The 16,893-nt window shown below is 58.4% G+C and carries 14 protein-coding genes; 2 read left to right on the top strand and 12 right to left on the bottom strand.

All coding sequences use genetic code 11. The annotated features are described in order from the left end of the window. Position 1: 1 nt before the first annotated feature. The 10 genes from hypF to XH79_RS20955 form a co-directional block, all read right to left on the bottom strand. On the bottom strand, positions 2-2,257 hold the full coding sequence (gene hypF / locus XH79_RS20910) for a carbamoyltransferase HypF (protein WP_271526556.1): 2,256 nt from the start codon (positions 2,255-2,257) through the stop codon (positions 2-4). Continuing rightward, the gene (gene hypB / locus XH79_RS20915) at positions 2,254-3,195 is read right to left on the bottom strand and encodes a hydrogenase nickel incorporation protein HypB (RefSeq protein WP_271526557.1); all 942 of its coding nucleotides are present in this window, start codon (positions 3,193-3,195) and stop codon (positions 2,254-2,256) included. Before hypB ends, hypF begins: the two co-directional genes overlap by 4 nt. Then, entirely contained in the window at positions 3,195-3,536 is a 342-nt protein-coding gene (gene hypA / locus XH79_RS20920) for a hydrogenase maturation nickel metallochaperone HypA (protein WP_271526558.1), read from the bottom strand. Before hypA ends, hypB begins: the two co-directional genes overlap by 1 nt. Beyond that, the gene (locus XH79_RS20925) at positions 3,529-4,623 is read right to left on the bottom strand and encodes a hypothetical protein (protein ID WP_271526559.1); all 1,095 of its coding nucleotides are present in this window, start codon (positions 4,621-4,623) and stop codon (positions 3,529-3,531) included. The genes hypA and XH79_RS20925 overlap by 8 nt, the downstream gene beginning before the upstream one ends. 91 nt (positions 4,624-4,714) lie before the next feature. Next, positions 4,715-5,572 carry a hydrogenase expression/formation protein gene (locus XH79_RS20930; protein WP_442868894.1) on the bottom strand — a complete coding sequence of 286 codons (858 nt, stop codon included), beginning with the start codon at positions 5,570-5,572 and terminating at the stop codon, positions 4,715-4,717. A 608-nt stretch (positions 5,573-6,180) separates the two neighbouring features. Next, positions 6,181-6,471 (bottom strand): HypC/HybG/HupF family hydrogenase formation chaperone, encoded by a 291-nt coding sequence (locus XH79_RS20935; RefSeq protein WP_128947980.1) that lies wholly within the window; start codon positions 6,469-6,471, stop codon positions 6,181-6,183. Between the two features lie 2 nt (positions 6,472-6,473). Then, on the bottom strand, positions 6,474-7,073 hold the full coding sequence (locus XH79_RS20940; protein ID WP_271526561.1) for a HyaD/HybD family hydrogenase maturation endopeptidase: 600 nt from the start codon (positions 7,071-7,073) through the stop codon (positions 6,474-6,476). A 34-nt stretch (positions 7,074-7,107) separates the two neighbouring features. Further along, the gene (gene cybH, locus XH79_RS20945) at positions 7,108-7,800 is read right to left on the bottom strand and encodes a Ni/Fe-hydrogenase, b-type cytochrome subunit (protein ID WP_271526562.1); all 693 of its coding nucleotides are present in this window, start codon (positions 7,798-7,800) and stop codon (positions 7,108-7,110) included. A 4-nt stretch (positions 7,801-7,804) separates the two neighbouring features. Beyond that, positions 7,805-9,595, bottom strand: a complete 1,791-nt coding sequence (locus XH79_RS20950; RefSeq protein WP_271526563.1) for a nickel-dependent hydrogenase large subunit — start codon at positions 9,593-9,595, stop codon at positions 7,805-7,807. Positions 9,596-9,608: 13 nt separating this feature from the next. Further along, positions 9,609-10,709, bottom strand: a complete 1,101-nt coding sequence (locus tag XH79_RS20955) for a hydrogenase small subunit (RefSeq protein ID WP_271526564.1) — start codon at positions 10,707-10,709, stop codon at positions 9,609-9,611. A gap of 10 nt (positions 10,710-10,719) precedes the next feature. Here XH79_RS20955 and XH79_RS20960 point away from each other — a divergent pair, with 10 nt between their 5' ends. Further along, complete coding sequence (locus XH79_RS20960; RefSeq protein WP_271526565.1) at positions 10,720-10,989, top strand: hypothetical protein; 270 nt, start codon at positions 10,720-10,722, stop codon at positions 10,987-10,989. A gap of 539 nt (positions 10,990-11,528) precedes the next feature. Here the strand turns inward: XH79_RS20960 and XH79_RS20965 are convergent. Further along, a complete protein-coding gene (locus XH79_RS20965; protein WP_271526566.1) occupies positions 11,529-12,791 on the bottom strand; it encodes a serine hydrolase domain-containing protein in 1,263 nt (420 codons plus the stop codon). Positions 12,792-12,863: 72 nt separating this feature from the next. Beyond that, positions 12,864-13,646, bottom strand: coding sequence for a molybdate ABC transporter permease subunit (locus tag XH79_RS20970; RefSeq protein ID WP_442869964.1), 783 nt, complete (start codon positions 13,644-13,646; stop codon positions 12,864-12,866). 1,005 nt (positions 13,647-14,651) lie between these two features. Between XH79_RS20970 and dctA the strand changes: the two genes are divergently transcribed. Continuing rightward, entirely contained in the window at positions 14,652-15,974 is a 1,323-nt protein-coding gene (gene dctA, locus XH79_RS20975; protein WP_271526567.1) for a C4-dicarboxylate transporter DctA, read from the top strand. Positions 15,975-16,893: the final 919 nt, after the last annotated feature.

Here is a 16,893-nt window from a genome sequence, read left to right on the forward strand (position 1 = left end):
ATCAGGCAGTTCCTCCGCTGGCGGGCGACTGTTGAGCCATCTGTAGAGCGGCAATCCAGGCCTGGCCAAGGCTCAAACCGCCATCATTGGGCGGCAGCCGCTGCGGCACCAGCGGGGTAAGACCGGCATCGCTGCAACCGCGCGGGATTTTGTCCGCCAGCACAGCGTTCAGGAAGCAGCCGCCGCTCAGAACCACGGTATTAACGCCCGTTGTCCGCGCAGAGCGCGTGACCCAGTCAACGCAGGCGGCGGCGAAAGTGCCATGAAACAGCCCGGCTCCGCCGGCGACGTCAATGTCATCAGCAATCAACCGCGAGAATAGCGGACCAAGCGACAGCACGCCGCCATCGATGGTCCAGCCGGCTTCCAGAATCGCAGTCTGCCGCACCAGCGCTTCGAGCTTCATCGCTGCTTCGCCGTCATAGCTCTGCAAATTCGCAATCCCCAGCAGCGCCGCTGCCGCATCGAACAACCGTCCCGCACTGGTCGTGGTGGTCCCGCCCGGCTGGTCGAGCAAGTCCGACAGCCCCCCGGCTTGGCGCTGCGCCGCAAAGCGCTGCCCGATTTCGTTACCCCGGCCGAGCCCGTGTAATACTGCGCTCGCCATGCGCCACGGCTCGCGGGCTGCACGATCTCCACCAGGCATCTGCAGGGGCGCTAAGTGCCCGATGCGTCGGGACCACGTCCCTTCGCACAACAATAGTTCGCCACCCCAGTTACCGCCTTCGGAGCCAAAGCCATGTCCGTCGAGCACCAGGGCAAGCGCAGGTCCCGCATGGCCGTGCTCGGCGATTACTGCGGCAGCGTGTGCGTGGTGATGCTGAACCGCGACCAGCGCGCGGGCATTTGCCTCCGCAAACCGGGTAGAAGCCATATCGGGATGCAAATCATGGGCGACGGCGACGGGCTCCACGTCAAGGCTCGATGTGAGGTGTCGGATCGTCTTTTCAAACGCACGGATGCCTTCGGCTGTATTTAGATCGCCAATATGCTGAGAGACGAACGCTTGGTCGTCCCGCGTGATGGTGACGGTCGATTTCAGTGCCCCGCCTACGGCGAGCACGGGCGGGACGGACCTTGCAAGCCGTATCGGTTCGGGAACATAGCCGCGAGCACGGCGAATGAATTGGGCCCGGCCGGCCACCACTGAAACCACGGAATCATCAGCAGGCGTCAAGATATCGCGATCATGGGTCACGACAAGGTCGGCGACCCCCTTGAGTCGCCGCAGCGCCTGCGCGTTATCGATCAGGAGCGGTTCGCCGCAGAGATTTGCACTGGTGACGACGATGACCGGGCCAGACCCCGCACGCGCCTGCGGCGAGCGAAACGCATGCAAGATGAGGTGATGCAGCGGCGCTACGGGCAGCATGACACCCATTCGTGATAAACCAGGAGCTATGGCGGGCGCCAGATTGTTGCGCGTTGGCAGGAGGACGATAGGACGTGCGATGGATTCGAGCAGCGTAAGCTCGGCCGCGTTCGCCTCCGCGATTTCGCCAACGCCCTCTATGGAATCGACCATAACTGCGAGTGGCTTCTGAAGGCGGAGCTTTCTCCTGCGCAAACGCTGCACGGCCTCCTGATTACGCGCATCGCAAAGAAGCTGATATCCGCCCAGCCCCTTTATCGCCACGATCTGTCCCCCCGCGATTGCCGCGACAATGACGCTGATCCCATGGCTGAGCCGAGGACCGCATGCCGGACACGCGATCGCCTCTGCGTGAAACCTGCGGCTCGCCGGATCGGCATAGTCGGCCGCGCAGGCGGCGCACAAGTTAAAAGCGCTCATCACGGTGTTACGGCGATCGTATGGAAGCCGTTCGGCGATGGTGTAGCGTGGGCCGCAATGGCAGCAACTGATAAACGGGTAAAGGTAATGCCGATTTTCTGGATCGAATAGCTCGCTGAGGCATTGCGGGCAGACCGCGGCGTCGGCAACGATCTGCGTTGACAATTTTCCGACTTCGCTCGTGCCGATGGAAAAGTCCTTCGCCGCGAGCGCCACAGTCTCCCGAACGCAGATGTGGTCGATGCGTGCCAATGGAGGCGCCTCAAGCGGTAACGTGGCAACAAACTCCGACGCACGGTGGCCCTCGACCTCGATGATGACGCCCTCGGGGCCATTGATGACAAACCCGGCCAATCCGTACCGCATGGCGAGTCCATAAACGTAAGGACGAAAGCCGACCCCTTGCACTGCCCCGCTCACGCGCACGCGCAGCCGTGTTCGGTCGCAGGTGGCTGCGGCGCTCATAGCCTTGTGTCCTCTACGATGCGCCTCTGATCGCCCGCCTGCTTATCGATCCAGGCGTAGAGCGCGCCAAAGCCCTCTCCAGTACGAGCCGAAACGACAAGCACGTCGATCTTCGGATTGACGCGTCTGGCGTATTCGATGGTCTTTCCCAAATCGAAATCAAGCAGCGACGCCAGATCAATCTTGTTAATCAGCATGAGCGACGAAGCGGCAAACATATCAGGATATTTGAGCGGCTTGTCTTCACCTTCCGTAATCGAAAAAACTACGATCTTGCGGGCCTCGCCAAGATCGAAGGCAGCGGGACAGATCAGATTACCGACGTTCTCGATGAAGAGAATACCGCCTGTGAGCGGCGGCAAGTGGCGATAAGCCTCGCCAATCATTGCAGCATCGAGATGGCAATTCTTGCCGGTATTGACTTGAACGGCTGGCACGCCGGCCGCCCGAATACGTTCGGCATCGTTCGAGGTCTGCTGGTCGCCTTCAATAACCCCAACCGGCCGCCTACGTTTCAGCTCGGACACGGCGCGGACCAGCAGTGTCGTTTTACCTGCTCCGGGACTGGACAATAGATTAAATACAAGCAGGTCATCGGCAACGAAGAGCGCGCGGTTGACGGCCGCAATCCCATTATTCTTGCCCAGAATATCGCGCTCGATCTCAATGATCTTCTTTCTGCTCATGCCCGCGACCCTTAAACCAGCCGAGCCGGCGCCGCCGCTCGGAAGGGCGTGATGATGGGCCGACCGACGACGGTTATAACTATCGCCACCGTGGTTTGAGAGCGGGGGACCTTGGTCGGGCGGCTGAAGGGCAGAATGGCTATCGCAATCATCCTGCACATGGTCGGCGTATCGTTCATGGCTCTCCGCATCATTCGCCTCCAAGTGTTTGGTCGACGGCGTCCCTTCCGTGCAGCCGCAAACGGTACACATCAATCGATCTCCAGCTCTTTTACTCGCATCTGTTCGCCCGCAATTACCTGCAATTGATAGCTGCCGCAGCAAGGACAGCACTCACCGCGTCGTGAAATTTCGACACTTTTCGAGCAGCTCATGCACCAGGCAACGCCTGGTAGTTCGACGATATTAAGAGCGGCGCCCTCGGCAACGGTTCGCGTTGCAGCGACAGCAAAGCAGAACCTGATCGCTTCCGGCGCGGCATGACTCAGCGCTCCCATCTCTAAACAGACGCTCCGCACCCGCGAAGAGGATCGCTCCCGTACCTTCTCCTCGACGATCTGAATGATCCCAAGACAAATCGCCATTTCATGCATCGCGAACTTCGCGAAAATTGAAGGTGAACCCGACGCATGGATCGAGCGATGCAATCAATGCGCGCACTTCATCACAGCGTCGTCGAGCCGTCAGCGCCGCCCCCTGCAGGTTCCGTACAAGCGGTCCGCGCCGGTGGAAGTTCCACTCCGTCGGCGCAAGGAATTCGAAGCGGGATATCCGGCCCTGAGCATCAAGCTCAACCGCGTGGTAGAGACGGCCCCTGGCGCATTCGACCGCGGCCGCTGCACGGCCGGGCCCTAGCTTATATCTTTCGATAATCCCATGCTCCGCGGCGTCAATCTGAGCGCCGGCCTCAAGCCAGGCACATAGCCGGACGATTTCAACAATTCTGGCCGTCAGCCGCTCGGCCGCACCGAAGGGTCTCAGCAACAGCCGATCTCGGGTCATTTGGCGCGCCCATGGACCCGTCTCGGGCACATGTCCTTCGAGATCGGGGCAACAGCAAAACGTCGAGTCATCTCCGAGCAACCGCTCCGTAATTTTGAGGTCGTCAGCAGCGGACAGGAACGAGTGTTCCGTCGGGGCAGACTTCAGGCCGACCTCATTAAGCGCCAGAACGCGACGCGCCAGTGGGCTACCGGACCTGAGCGCGCCCCCCTCATTCGGTACGCCCAGCGTGCCCATCGCAGCGACAATCCGTGCTGTTGCTTCCCGTTGAGGGGAGCCCCAGGCTAGCTGTTCGGAGCGGACAAGCGCTGACAATTCCGACATCAGGGAGCCGATTGCCGCCGCACTGCCGACGTCCGGCGTAAGATGTCCGACAAACAGCCCCCGTACCAAATCCACGATGCGCTCGGTAATGATAAGCGCAATACGACGCTGTTTTGTTGTGAGGGTGATCACTTCGTCGCGCGCGGTTTCGATCGCGGACAACAGTGCGATTTGCTGCGCAGTGGCACATAACGCGAAGAGCCGCGGGACGACATTGAGTAGTGACGAGGCCGGCTTTCCGGCGAATATCCGCGCCAGCGGTGGCCGGACTCGTGGCAGGATCTCGACCGAGGCGACTACGTCGGCAGCTAGCAATACGCGGACATGGATTTTGTTGCGGGCAGCGACGATCATGCGCAACGCGGCCCCATCATCGCGCGCAAGCTATGGCCCATGCGCACGCCCCATCTGCGGGATCCTATCTGATGCCAAATGCCCGAGCGCTTCATGTGAAGTACGCCTTAATGATTTCCTGCAAGCGTTCGGCAGAGTCCTGGAAATCCTCGTCGGCAGCCAACGCAACAATCGGCACGCCCCCAATCTCCAGCGTATCAAGGATGATGTTGTCCGTGGAATTGAAGAACTGCACGGACCAAACATTCCTAGTCCCGGTCGCCTGCACTCGGCAGGCGCCGTAGCCCCGCAACATGAGTTGGACCGGTCCGTTGCCCAAGCTTTGCTGCAGGAATGTCAAGTCGACAATGCTCATTGGTAGCAATGTGAGATTGATGATGTGCGCATTCATGCCAAATCGCCACACGCTAGCCCGCTCGCGTATTTCGGCCAGCACCGGTTGAACGTTCATCGCGCCATGCGGCGGCGTGCCAATCACAAGATCGGCGGACGTCAGGTCAGTTGCGGCACGCCGGACAATCTGCGGAATCCCTCCGACCTCAACATATTCGTTTGCCGGTTCGGTCCCGATGCGCACGCGCCAGATTCCCGCAAGCACGGATTCACGGATTTGCGCCAAACAGCCATCGGGCAGCGCAACCACGCCGGTCACCTCGCCTTCTCCGAGCAATTCGTCGATCAGCTTGTGCTCGGCATCGCTGAGATATGCGAGATCGTACAATTGTGTCGGAGAACCGCTTCTCTGCCCCCCAACGGCAGCAGCGGCATTTGACAACAGCAAGGTGGCGTTCGGGTGCTTCCTTGCACGTTCGTCGCAATCGCGCCAGGCGCGCTTGACGAGCGCACTCGTCGCGGGGCGATAGAATACATCGAGACATCCAGATCTAGTGGTAACGTCGCTCGCCGCCCGGTCGGCGGCGCCGGATACAACGGGGATCGCTGTTTTCACGATGCGATGTTCCATTGTCTGTATCCACGGGCATTGCACTTGCCGACGCCGATGCTGCCGGCGTGTGCCCGAATGATCGGCCCGGAGATGCGATTGATCGTGAGCGAACGGGCCGGTATCTTGCCGATTAGGCAGAGTATATCGTGCCTTTGGCATAGGCTCGGCGTCGACGGTCTACGCCGGCCGACTGGTGTGCCACTAGCCCCGCACGAGTGTACTGCACCTTGCATGCCTGGCCAAACAAACTCAGAAAGAAAGAATGCGAGCTGGATGATCCGGAGCATATGTAGGGGATCGGCCGCCGACAGCGGCATCACGGTCTCCTTCCCGGGAGCGTGCACGGCCAGGCGCGCATCGGCGCTGACGCCCTCCACGTCCGACTGAGTGGGTCGTGTCAGACCATGCTGCGCCGGCTGCAACTTCATCGCACTTCTTTCTGATAATGTTCGGTTCTGCTAGCAGGCGGTTAGCAAGGCGCATGCCAATCACCTTCAGCCGCGGCTCGCATTCGAACCAACGGCATAGCGCCTGATATTATCCAGGCCGATGTTCCTGCGACTGGAATTCGGTCTGTGAAGAACCCCAGTCCGCGCAAGGGAGCGGAACCGTTAGCGTAGGTGCTCCGGCAATTGCGGCTCGTGACCGATCAAGTCCGCAAAGAAGCGATCGTAGTTCTGACCGTTGAGGCTGGCCTCAAGCCCGTCAAGTGCTTCGGAGATCTGCCTTGCTTCATTTTCGTCTAAGAGCCGCACTGCGCTGTCGATATGAACGAGCACCTTGGCGCCGACCGATACATCAGCGAGCAGCATGACGGAGATGCGCCGTTGTTCACTGCCATATTCGCACAGCGCGGTAATACCGTCAGTCTCGACAATCGTCATTGGCAAGCCAAGGCACATGGTCAGTCGCAGGCTTCTAGATCGGCTGCGCCCTCATTTTCATAATTCGCATGGTCAATATTGTTCGCCAAGAGCCGTTCAGATGCAGCCAGCGGCGCGCTCCGCGGTTTTGCCGGCGACTCCCACTGCTCTAGGAGTCTACAAGCGAGTTTAATCGCAGGGGCAATCTGAAAGCGCACCGGTGCGGTCAGCGGTCCGCCCCAATTCTCCAGATCCAACGGCTGACAGCCGATAAGAGCGAGCTCTCGCGGCCGTCTGCCAAGCAAATCGGCCGCGCTCAAGACCTCCTGGAAGCCGGTCTGATGCAGGCTCACTTTCTTGGCGCCCGTGAATTTTGGCACTTCGTCATCTCGTACAAGCTTCAACTGCCCGGGCAGCAATCCATAGTCGATAGCATCGAACACGATCAGGCAATCGGCCCCTTCAAGAAAACTGACGAGGTAGAGCCCCTGGGTGCCGCCATCGAGAACGGTGACGTTGTCAGCGACGGCGTAGAGGCGATGAAACTCCTCGACCGCACGCACACCAAATCCCTCATCGGCCCACAGGATGTTGCCAATGCCGAGCACCAGAATCCGCTTTTTGTCTTTCGGATTGAGCATGCGCTTCCCAGTCAATCGTCAAACCCGCGCTCACCTACTTCATAGAAGGGAAGCTGCGGCGCGACATGATGTCGTCCCGGAGCACCGCGTAGATGTGGACCAGCGCGAACATCACGATCACCCATAGGCCGAGATGATGCCAGGTGTGGACGTCCTGACTGTTCGGCCAGAGTGAAAACACCCAGCCGAACACCTTGTACTGCCAGCTGTCAGTACCAGCACCTTGCCCATAAAGTGCAAAGCCTGTGACGACCATGAATGTGATCGTCTGCGTAAACATGAAGAACATTGCGAGCTGAGCAAGGCGGTTGTGCCCGAGGCCCGTCTCAGGCTCAACCGTAAGGAAGGCATACCTGCGAATCTCGTGGTACAATTCCCGCCAAAAGCAGCCGCGCCAGAGCGGCACGCAAAAGATTTGTATGGCATTCGCGTTTCCCATCAAAGCCCAGTAGATGCGTAGAAGAAAGCCGACGCTGAGCACATATCCCGCCGAGAAATGAGCGAAGCGGATATAGCCGAACAGGAAACTGCCGCTTGCCTTTCCCCACGTCGCTGGTGTCCCGGTTCCAATAAAATAGCCGGTTAAACTCAGCACCAGAATCGCAGCCGCATTAACCCAATGCCAGAGTCGCACCGGCGCATAAATGTAGGCGACGCCGCCGCCCCTCCTGCGAGCAGTCGGTGCCGCATCGACGGCGGCAAGAAGCTTCTGAGCCGTGTCCTGCATGGACCTAACGAACTTTAACTGAAGCCATTTCTTGGCCCTCAGCACTCATCACGTGCGTCGAGCAAGCCAAGCACGGATCAAAGGAATGGATGGTGCGCAAGATCTCCAGAGGCCGCTGCGGATCGGCCATCGGGGTACCGATCAGGGAAGCTTCAAAAGCGCCAATATTGCCCTTCGAATCGCGAGGAGATGCGTTCCACGTCGTCGGCACGACACATTGATAATTGTCGATCTTACCGTCCTTGATCTTAATCCAGTGCCCGAGCGCACCGCGAGGCGCTTCAGTGAAACCGTAGCCTTTGGCTTCCTTGCGCCAGCTTTCCGGGCTCCACTTGCTGATATTGGCAGTTGCCGTATTGCCCGCCTTGATGTGGATTACGAGCTTATCCTGGAAATAGCGCATCTGATGGGCCGCCCATTGGCATTCGAGCGCCCGCGCCGCAGTACGGCCAAGCGTCGAGAACAGCGCAGTCAAAGGAAGATTGAGCTCCTTGAGCAGTCTCTCGGCTGGCTCCTTGAACTCGGCTTTGCCTTGCGCATAACCGACGATGTATCGGGCCAACGGCCCGACCTCCACGGCACGGCCGCGCCAGCGCGGCGCTTTGATCCAGGAATATTTGCCGCCCTCGTCGAGTTCCTTAATATCTGTCTTGCTGCCTTTGAGTTTTGGCCCAAGTTCAAAACTCGGCTCGGTAATACCATCCCAGGGATGCAGTCCACAGCAATCGCTGGGGTATTTATACCATGAATGCTCGACGAACTCCTGGATCTGTTCGGGGTCACCATGGTCGATCGGCAGTATCTCCTTGAGATTGCCATCAAGAATGACCCCGCGCGGCAGCTTAAAACTCTCGGCGGAACAGTCATTGGCCTTTTCCGGGATGTCGCCATAGGACATTACGCTTTTGCTCGAAAGACCACCGCCGTGGAGCCAGTCCCTATAGAACGAGCAGATCGCGGTAACGTCGGGCAGGTAGACCTGCTCGACAAACTCGATCGAGCGGTCGACGATGGAGGACACAATGTTCAGTCGCTCCATGTTGATCGCGCCCACCGCACCGATTCCCTCGATGTTGATCGCGCACGGCACGCCGCCCACGAGCCAGTTTGGATGCGGGTTCTTGCCACCATAAATAGCTTGAATCTTGACGATCTCCTTCTGAAAGTCGAGCGCTTCCAGATAATGAGCGACCGCCATCAGGTTCGCTTCCGGTGGCAGTTTGTAGGCCGGATGCCCCCAATAGCCATTCTTGAACGGACCGAGCTGCCCTGATCCGAAGAATTTGGTCAGCCGGATCTGCAAATCCTTAAAATAGCCAGGGGATGACAGTGGCCAGGGCGAGATAGACTGCGCCAGTGTAGAGGTCGAGTTGGGATCGGCCTTGAGCGCGGAGACCACGTCGACCCAATCCAACGCATGGAGGTGATAGAAATGTACGAGGTGATCATGCACGAGCAGGCACAGCTGCATGATGTTGCGGATCGAATTGGCATTCTCCGGAATCGTAATACCTAGTGCATTTTCAACTGCGCGCACGGAGGTGAGCGCATGGGTGCCGGTGCAGACCCCGCAAATCCGCTCGGTGAACGCCCAGGCGTCGCGCGGATCGCGCCCGCGCAGGATGACTTCGATGCCACGCCACATCGTCCCGCTTGAGACCGCATTGCGGATCACATTCTCGGAATCGAGATTGGCTTCGATGCGGAGGTGGCCTTCGATGCGCGTCAGCGGATCGATAACGATTCGCCTGCCGGAACGATCGAGATTAAACCCATTCGGCGTCTGGACGGCCACTGTCGTCCCCTCCTCAACTCGGTTTGCCTTTGTCGGCTGGGCGATCCGGCCGATGGGTCAACCGCTTCACGGCGGTGACCGCCGCGTGGGCAGCGACGGTTAGCCCCACCACGCCGGCAGCGGCCATGCCGATCTCGTCGGCGTTCTCCTCAATGCCGAACTGCTTGATGGTTGTGAGTCGGTCGTAAAATGGCCCTTTATCCCAGAAGCTGTCTTCGGAGCAGCCGAGGCAGCCGTGGCCGGATTGAATCGGAAATGAAACGCCGCCGTTCCATCGAAGTGCCGAACAGGCGTTGTAGGTGGTTGGCCCCTTGCAGCCCATCTTGTACAGGCAATAGCCCTTGCGTGCATTGGTGTCGTCCCACTCTTCGACGAATTGGCCTGCGTCGAAATGGGACCGCCGATAGCACTTATCGTGAATGCGCTCGGAATAAAACATACTTGGGCGCCCTTGGCGATCAAGCTCGGGAAGCTTTCCGAACGTGGTGATGAAAGTCACGAGGCCACTCATGACCTCTGCGACAGGAGGGCACCCAGGCACCTTGATGATCTGCCTATTGGTGACCACCTTATCGATCGGCACCGCGCCAGTCGGATTTGGCTTGGCCGCTTGCACGCATCCCCAGGACGCACACGTACCCCAAGCGACGATGGCCATTGCCTCTTCCGCCATCGACGTGAGCTTTTCAACGAACGGCTTGCCGCCGTCAATGCAAAACATGCCACCTTCGTTCAACGGGGGATTGCCTTCAACGGCGAGCACATACCCACCTTGGTACTTGGCACGCGTTTCCTCCAGGATGGCCTCAGCCTGGTGTCCTGCCGCCGCCATGATCATATGGTCATAGTCGAGCGAAATCATCGACAGCAGCGCGTCTTTGATCAAGGGATGGGCCGAGCGGATAAAGCTTTCCGAGCAGCAGGTACACTCGAGCCCGTGCAGCCAGATGACGGGCACACGCGGTTTGGTTTCCAGGGCGTGCGCAATTCTGCTTGCGGTGAGCGGACCAAGTCCCAAGCTCGCGGCGGTCAAACTGCAGAATTTGTGGAAACTACGACGCGTGATACCCTGGCGTCTGATCACGCTGTAGAACGTTTCCCTTCCATCACCCATGAAACCGTCCTTGCGAATTGTCGCCAGCCGTTACGAATTGGTGACGTTCAGCAAGAAACAGGCCAGCGAAGCGAAACACTCGAAAGATATCAAGGCGCCACTTCGAGGTCTGCGGATTGTCGAACCCGACGCGCCAGAAGCTGGAGCATTGATCTGTCACGCTCATGTTGTCCAGTTTTTGAGAGTCGATGTGAGCACTTCAACAAATCAGCACTATGGTTCAGCCATGCAGGGGACTACGCTCCTGCACAACCGCGACACTCGTCATGCCGATCGTTGAATAGAATTGGTTCAGTTGACGGGCACCGCACTGCCCCCGCCTCAATCAGACTTGCCGATTACTGACAAGGATGCGTTGAAGCGCTCATAGTCGCAACTATGCAGGCAGCACGTACCAAAGCGGCTGTCGAGCGAGGAAGAGAATCCGCAATGGGCTGAGCTGTGGTGCGCACACTAAGTCGCCTTTTTAGGTCTGCTTCGATCCGATCTGCCCTTGGTTTCAAAGCGGCTCGCCGCGCGGCTTTTCTACGGTGCCGTGGGTGGCGACAGACCGGACGTTTACAGCTATCACCTCGGAGCCTTCATCGCGCAAGCCAATCGTTAGCAACGTGCGACATCGTTGGCGCATCGCGACACGCACCTTGCTTGAAGGAGATTCTTCGCAATGGCGGAGGCGATTGCGCTTTTGAAGCATGCTGCGATTCGTCTGACGCCGATAGAAAACGGCGGCGCCTACTTTCAGTCGGCATCGATCCGTCCTAGCAATACTGTCCGCCTACTACACCAAACGGCTCATCGCGCCTTTCGGCGGAAAGCGAATTATCGGATTATCGCAGCATAGACGATATACTGGACTTGTTCGCGGTAATACTTCCGGATTTCTCCGGGCGCCGCCGTCCCGACCACCGCGACCAGACGCTCTTTTGGGTCGCAGAAAAATTGTGTCCCGTAGGCGCCAGTCCATGTGAACTCACCTGGATTGCCCGGAACCGCCGAGAGCCCCTCGTTGATGCGTACAGCCACTCCAAGCCCGAAGCCGAAGCCGGCACGGTGCGCCTCCACATTGGCAACCTTATTCTTAATCCCTGGTCCGAGGTGATCGGAAATCATGTGACGCACCGTCCTCGGACCAAGAATGCGCTGGCCATTGAGCTCCCCGCCGTTCAGGAGCATTTGTCCAAAGCGCACGTAGTCACCGACTGTCGCAAATGCGCAGGCTCCCCCGCAGTCAAAATTCGTCGGAGTTTCGAGGAGCTCGATCTCTTGTGGTTTTCCCGTCAGCGGGTCGTCTGGAAATGGATGCGCCAGGCGCTTGCGTTGCGATTCCGACAAATGGAAAGTGGCATCTTGCATTTCGATTGGCTTCCACAAGTTGCTGGCAAGATAGTCGCCCAATCGCTGTCCGCTGACTTGTTCCACGACAGCTCCCAGCACATCGCTCGAGAAGCCGTATTCGAATTCTGTCCCCGGTTGATGCGCTAGCGGCAGCTTGGTAATGGCTTCGATGAAAGCCTGCTTATCACCCCTTAGTGCCGGAGCAGCGAAATCGGGGTAGAGACGCGCCACTTGGTCTGAGCTGTTGGGGGGCGCGCCATAGGTGAGCCCGGATGTGTGGCGGTAAAGATCGTGGATCAAGATCGGAGAATTCTGCGTTTGAAACTTCAGTGAACCGTCATGCTGTGGCACTCCCACCTTCATGCCTGCGAATTCCGGATAGTAATCCGTAAGTCTGGCCTGTAGAGGCAGGCGACCTTGTTCCATGAGGATAAGACCCGCAACGGCCACCATCGGCTTGGTCATAGAAGCAAGCGCGAATATCGCGTCGAGCCGCATCGACCTTCCCTTTGCCGGATCGAGTTGTCCGTACGCCTTGTAGTGAATCAGCTTGCCGTCTCTGGCGATTGCAACCACCGCGCCCGGCACGCGTTTACTCGCGATCTCCCGAGCGAAGAACTGGTCTAGCTTTGCAAGGCGCTGCTGAGAAACGCCGACGTCATCGGCCTTCGCTTCGGGCAGAGGCGCGGACTGCACTGAATTGAAGCCGATTGCGGCTGCCGCTGCGACCATAACAAGGTTGTTCATTGTAGCCTCGAAGGGGCGGATGGATCCAGTTTGTAATACTGCGGCTCGGCCGCTGTCGGATATGTGGCAAGGCTAGGATGGTTCGGTGCCTCGCCTAGCACAATGTCTGTCGATGATGGCTAAGGTGAAGATTGTCGCAAGGGCGAACATCACCATACCAGCGGCAACCACACTTGCCTCGTGCCAACGCGACGCTTGCACGTAGTCTACGACGTAGGCCGACAACACCTTGGTGCGTCCAGGAATATTGCCGCCGATCATCATCACGACGCCGAATGTGCCGATCGTATGAGAAAATCCGAGCACGGCTGCTTTAACAAGCTCCAGTCGCGCCAGCGGCGCACTGATGGCAATGAAGGCATACAATGGCGAAACACGCCCTTTCATTTCCAACGGGTGACCGCCAACCGCAACAAAGGCGTTACGTATAGGCTGCACGACCAATGGCAGGGCCGAGAGCACCGATCCGACCACGATACCCCCGAAGGTAAAAGCGAGCGTTCGCCCGCCCCAGAAAGAGGCGAGAACGCCACCCGGTCCGTCGGGGCCGAGCAAAACGAGTACGCAGAAGCCGAGAGCCGCTGGAGGTAGCACCAGTGGAAGTGCGATCATCGCGGCCACCGCCTCGCTCAGAAAAGTCTTTGAGCGGGATAGCCACCAGGCGAGGGGCACACCAATCACGAGGAGGATCACGGTCGTCACGCTAGCGAGCTCGATTGTGAGCGCAACGGATTGCGAAATCTCTGACGAATCGACATTCACGTGCGTCAGCCCGCCAGTGAGCCCAGGTCGCCGTATCCTGACAGTGATCGCCTGCATGTCCGGCTCATCCAGCGATGTGGCGCGAATAGCCATTTGGTAGCGCGGCAGCTCGTTGCGGCCGCCGAATTCACGCGCGTCGCTTCTGCGAGCAAGAACAGCATCACAATCGACAACTCCTGTGACAAGTACGCCTCGATCCAACCGACGGCGGCAGCCTCTCCTTGTGTCATCAGCAATTCCTGTGCCGCGTGCGAACTGTGGCGGCTCTATGCCCAATGTGAAAAAAGCCACGCAGACGCTAACGTCACTGTGGAGGGGACCTAACGCTCTGTCAGATTTCAAGCATCTTTGTTCCCGAGCAGACAGTGACAGCCGCGCAACGAAAACGGCAGACTTCTAAAACCTCGACAGATGCCTGTTTCGCTTGTCGGCGGCTCAAACGCCGCCCTCGCCGGGGCCGGTAGCTGAACGCTCGGCAGCAACGCGAAAGATTTAGCTGAGAAATCATCGTACGCTGCTTCTGCGACGTGCCAAAGGCGCGAGGGGCCGCGAGCGAAGGCCGCCTCTCGACCGCCCCAGCTCATGCGCAGGGTCAGCACAGGCGTGGAGACACACGCTCCGGCACCAACGAGCTTCGCCGCTAGCGGCAACGCAGTTCATCCATCAAAGATCTTGTCCGCGCAATGGAGTCATAAACCAGGCTTCCATCCGGTAAATGCGTACAATCCAAAATATCAATTTTACGAATGCCACATACTGTTGCATCGATCTCAGTGACTCCAACCGAGACGTATCGGCGCTAATGCGCGCTACGGTTTTTGTTCGACCTTGCGCGAACGCGGTACGAGTACTCAAGCCGATGCCGCCGAACACAGGCTAGTTGTCCGCGACTTGTTAATCGGCCGCAGTTTGGGATCTGGTGCATATCTTGCTTAGGGAGAAAGGACAACGTAACTAAACGTCTGCCTTTTGAAGGACGCGCCGGCTCTCGGAACCGTCTTCAATCAGGGCAAGGCAAAAATGATTGGTCTCGTATGACGCTGTCGTCTCTCAACAAAGCGGCGGCTCACATTCGAGTATATTCGGGAAGGAAGCGTCATGACCACCATGGCAACTGCGTTGCCTGTACGCGCGTCGCAAGCTTGGTATAAGATACTCTACGTCCAGGTGCTAATCGCGATCTTAATTGGCGTCATGGTTGGCTGCCTATGGCCGTCTATCGCCACAAACGACTGGATCAAGGCGCTTGGTGACGGGTTCATCAAGCTCATCAAGATGGTGATTGCGCCGATTATTTTCTGCACTGTTACATCTGGTATTGCGCATATTCAGGATGCCAAGAAAGTCGGGTGCGTCGGCGTCAAGGCGCTGTTCTATTTCGAGATCGTCTCCAGCTTTGCCTTGCTGTTGGGCCTCGTTATGGGCAATCTGGTCCAAATCGGCCATGGCCTTGCGGTTAAGCCGGATGCTGCGGCGGTTGCCAATTACGTCAAGCAGGCGGAAGCCTCGAAAACCGTCGACTTTGTTCTCAACATCATTCCCGATAGCGTGATCGGCGCCTTCGCTCGCGGCGACGTTCTGCAGGTTCTCTTGTTCGCGATCCTTTTCGGCTTCTCGCTGATGGCGCTGGGAAAGCGTGGGGAGCGTTTGCGCGGGATGATTGACGACGTCGCGCACGCGGTGTTCGGAGTAATCGCTATTGTAATGAAAGCGGCCCCGATCGGCGCCTTCGGCGCCATGGCTTTCACGGTGGGCAAGTTCGGGCCCGCAGCACTCGGCAATCTGATCGGTCTCATCGCGCTGTTCTACGTGACGGCTGCGCTGTTTGTGGTGGTGGTGCTTGGTCTGATCGCCCGCCTCGTCGGCTTTTCAATCTTCAAGTTCCTTGTCTTTATCAAGGACGAGCTTCTGATCGTGCTCGGTACGTCGTCCTCCGAAAGCGCGCTGCCGCAATTGATGGAGAAGCTCGAGCGGCTGGGCTGCTCCAAGCCGGTAGTCGGACTGGTGGTGCCAACTGGCTACTCCTTCAACCTTGACGGCACCAACATCTATATGACACTTGCAACATTGTTCATTGCCCAGGCACTCGGCGTCGATCTCACCTTTGGCCAGCAGCTCACGATCCTGCTCGTCGCAATGCTAACGTCGAAGGGAGCAAGCGGCGTCACCGGCGCAGGCTTCATCACGCTCGCTGCGACATTATCGGTGGTAAACCCAACTCTAGTGCCGGGTATGGCAATCGTGTTTTCGATCGACAAGTTCATGAGCGAGGTGCGCGCCCTTACCAACATCATCGGTAATGGCATCGCGGCTGTGTTCGTATCCTGGTGGGAAGGCGAGCTCGATCACGTGACCCTGCAGGCTCGGCTCAGCCAGCCCACCGTTTCCACCACTATCGACACTACAAGCACAATGAGGTAGGTCCGGCATCTTAGCCGCCGCCATTCGGGCGCGAATGACTATCTCATGCGCTCTCCGGTGCGCAGCCCTTGCGCGGCGGCCAGACGCCTCTCCTGAGAGGCAGGCCTGCAAAGAAGTAGGCCTTTCTTCAGGGCTTCTCTTTCGCGGTCAGGCTACCGGCCACCTGAGCGCTTGTGCAACATTTTTGCCAAGCCACAAGACTGCGACAGAACACGTCCGGCGTGACGCACCAGGTATTAATCCGCCTAGAATACTCACATGGCGTCGCTCCCCTTGCCTCACACGAGTAAGAGCGCGGGAGGGATCCTGCGGACGCAACTCGTCATCCGTCGTTACTATGCGCGCTGCGTCATCAGATCATGGTGGGTGTGATCAGCGTGGATTAGATGGCGCTCGACGGAGGCGTGGCGAGTCGTTGCAAAGCTGGCTTCGGTTCGACGTCGATGTCGCCGCTCGATTCCAGCGAAACCAGATGGAAACGAGTCTTTCGCAGCTAGGCGGGATGGCACTTGCGCGTTCTTCGTGCCGGCGAGACCAGTGATTCGGCAGCTTGTTTCTGCTCTTTGCCGGTTTGGAGGCGCGCCTGATTCCTTTCGATTCTACCTCCCGGCTGAACTGAAACCGCTGTCCTCATTCCAGGGGTGTAAGGGGATGCATCGGCTGTAGGCTCAAGAGACTGGCCCCTACCGGCAGCGGCGCAAAGCAGACATTTCAGCTTCGACAGGGGCCGCGTCTGCGACACCTATTGATAAGTTTAGGACAACTATACGTATGTTTATGATGCGTTTTTTCCCCGCTCGTGCTGAGTTCGGCAGCGGTGATCAATCTCGGACACGCTCACCCGCGGACCCAAGCGTCTAAGGCGGACTCAAGCGTCTAAGATTGCCTCATTTTTGCCTAAAATGCGATAGCTCTCCCG

Origin of the sequence: Bradyrhizobium sp. CCBAU 45389 (assembly GCF_028128625.1) — a bacterium.
In the GTDB taxonomy this organism is placed as follows: domain Bacteria; phylum Pseudomonadota; class Alphaproteobacteria; order Rhizobiales; family Xanthobacteraceae; genus Bradyrhizobium; species Bradyrhizobium liaoningense_B.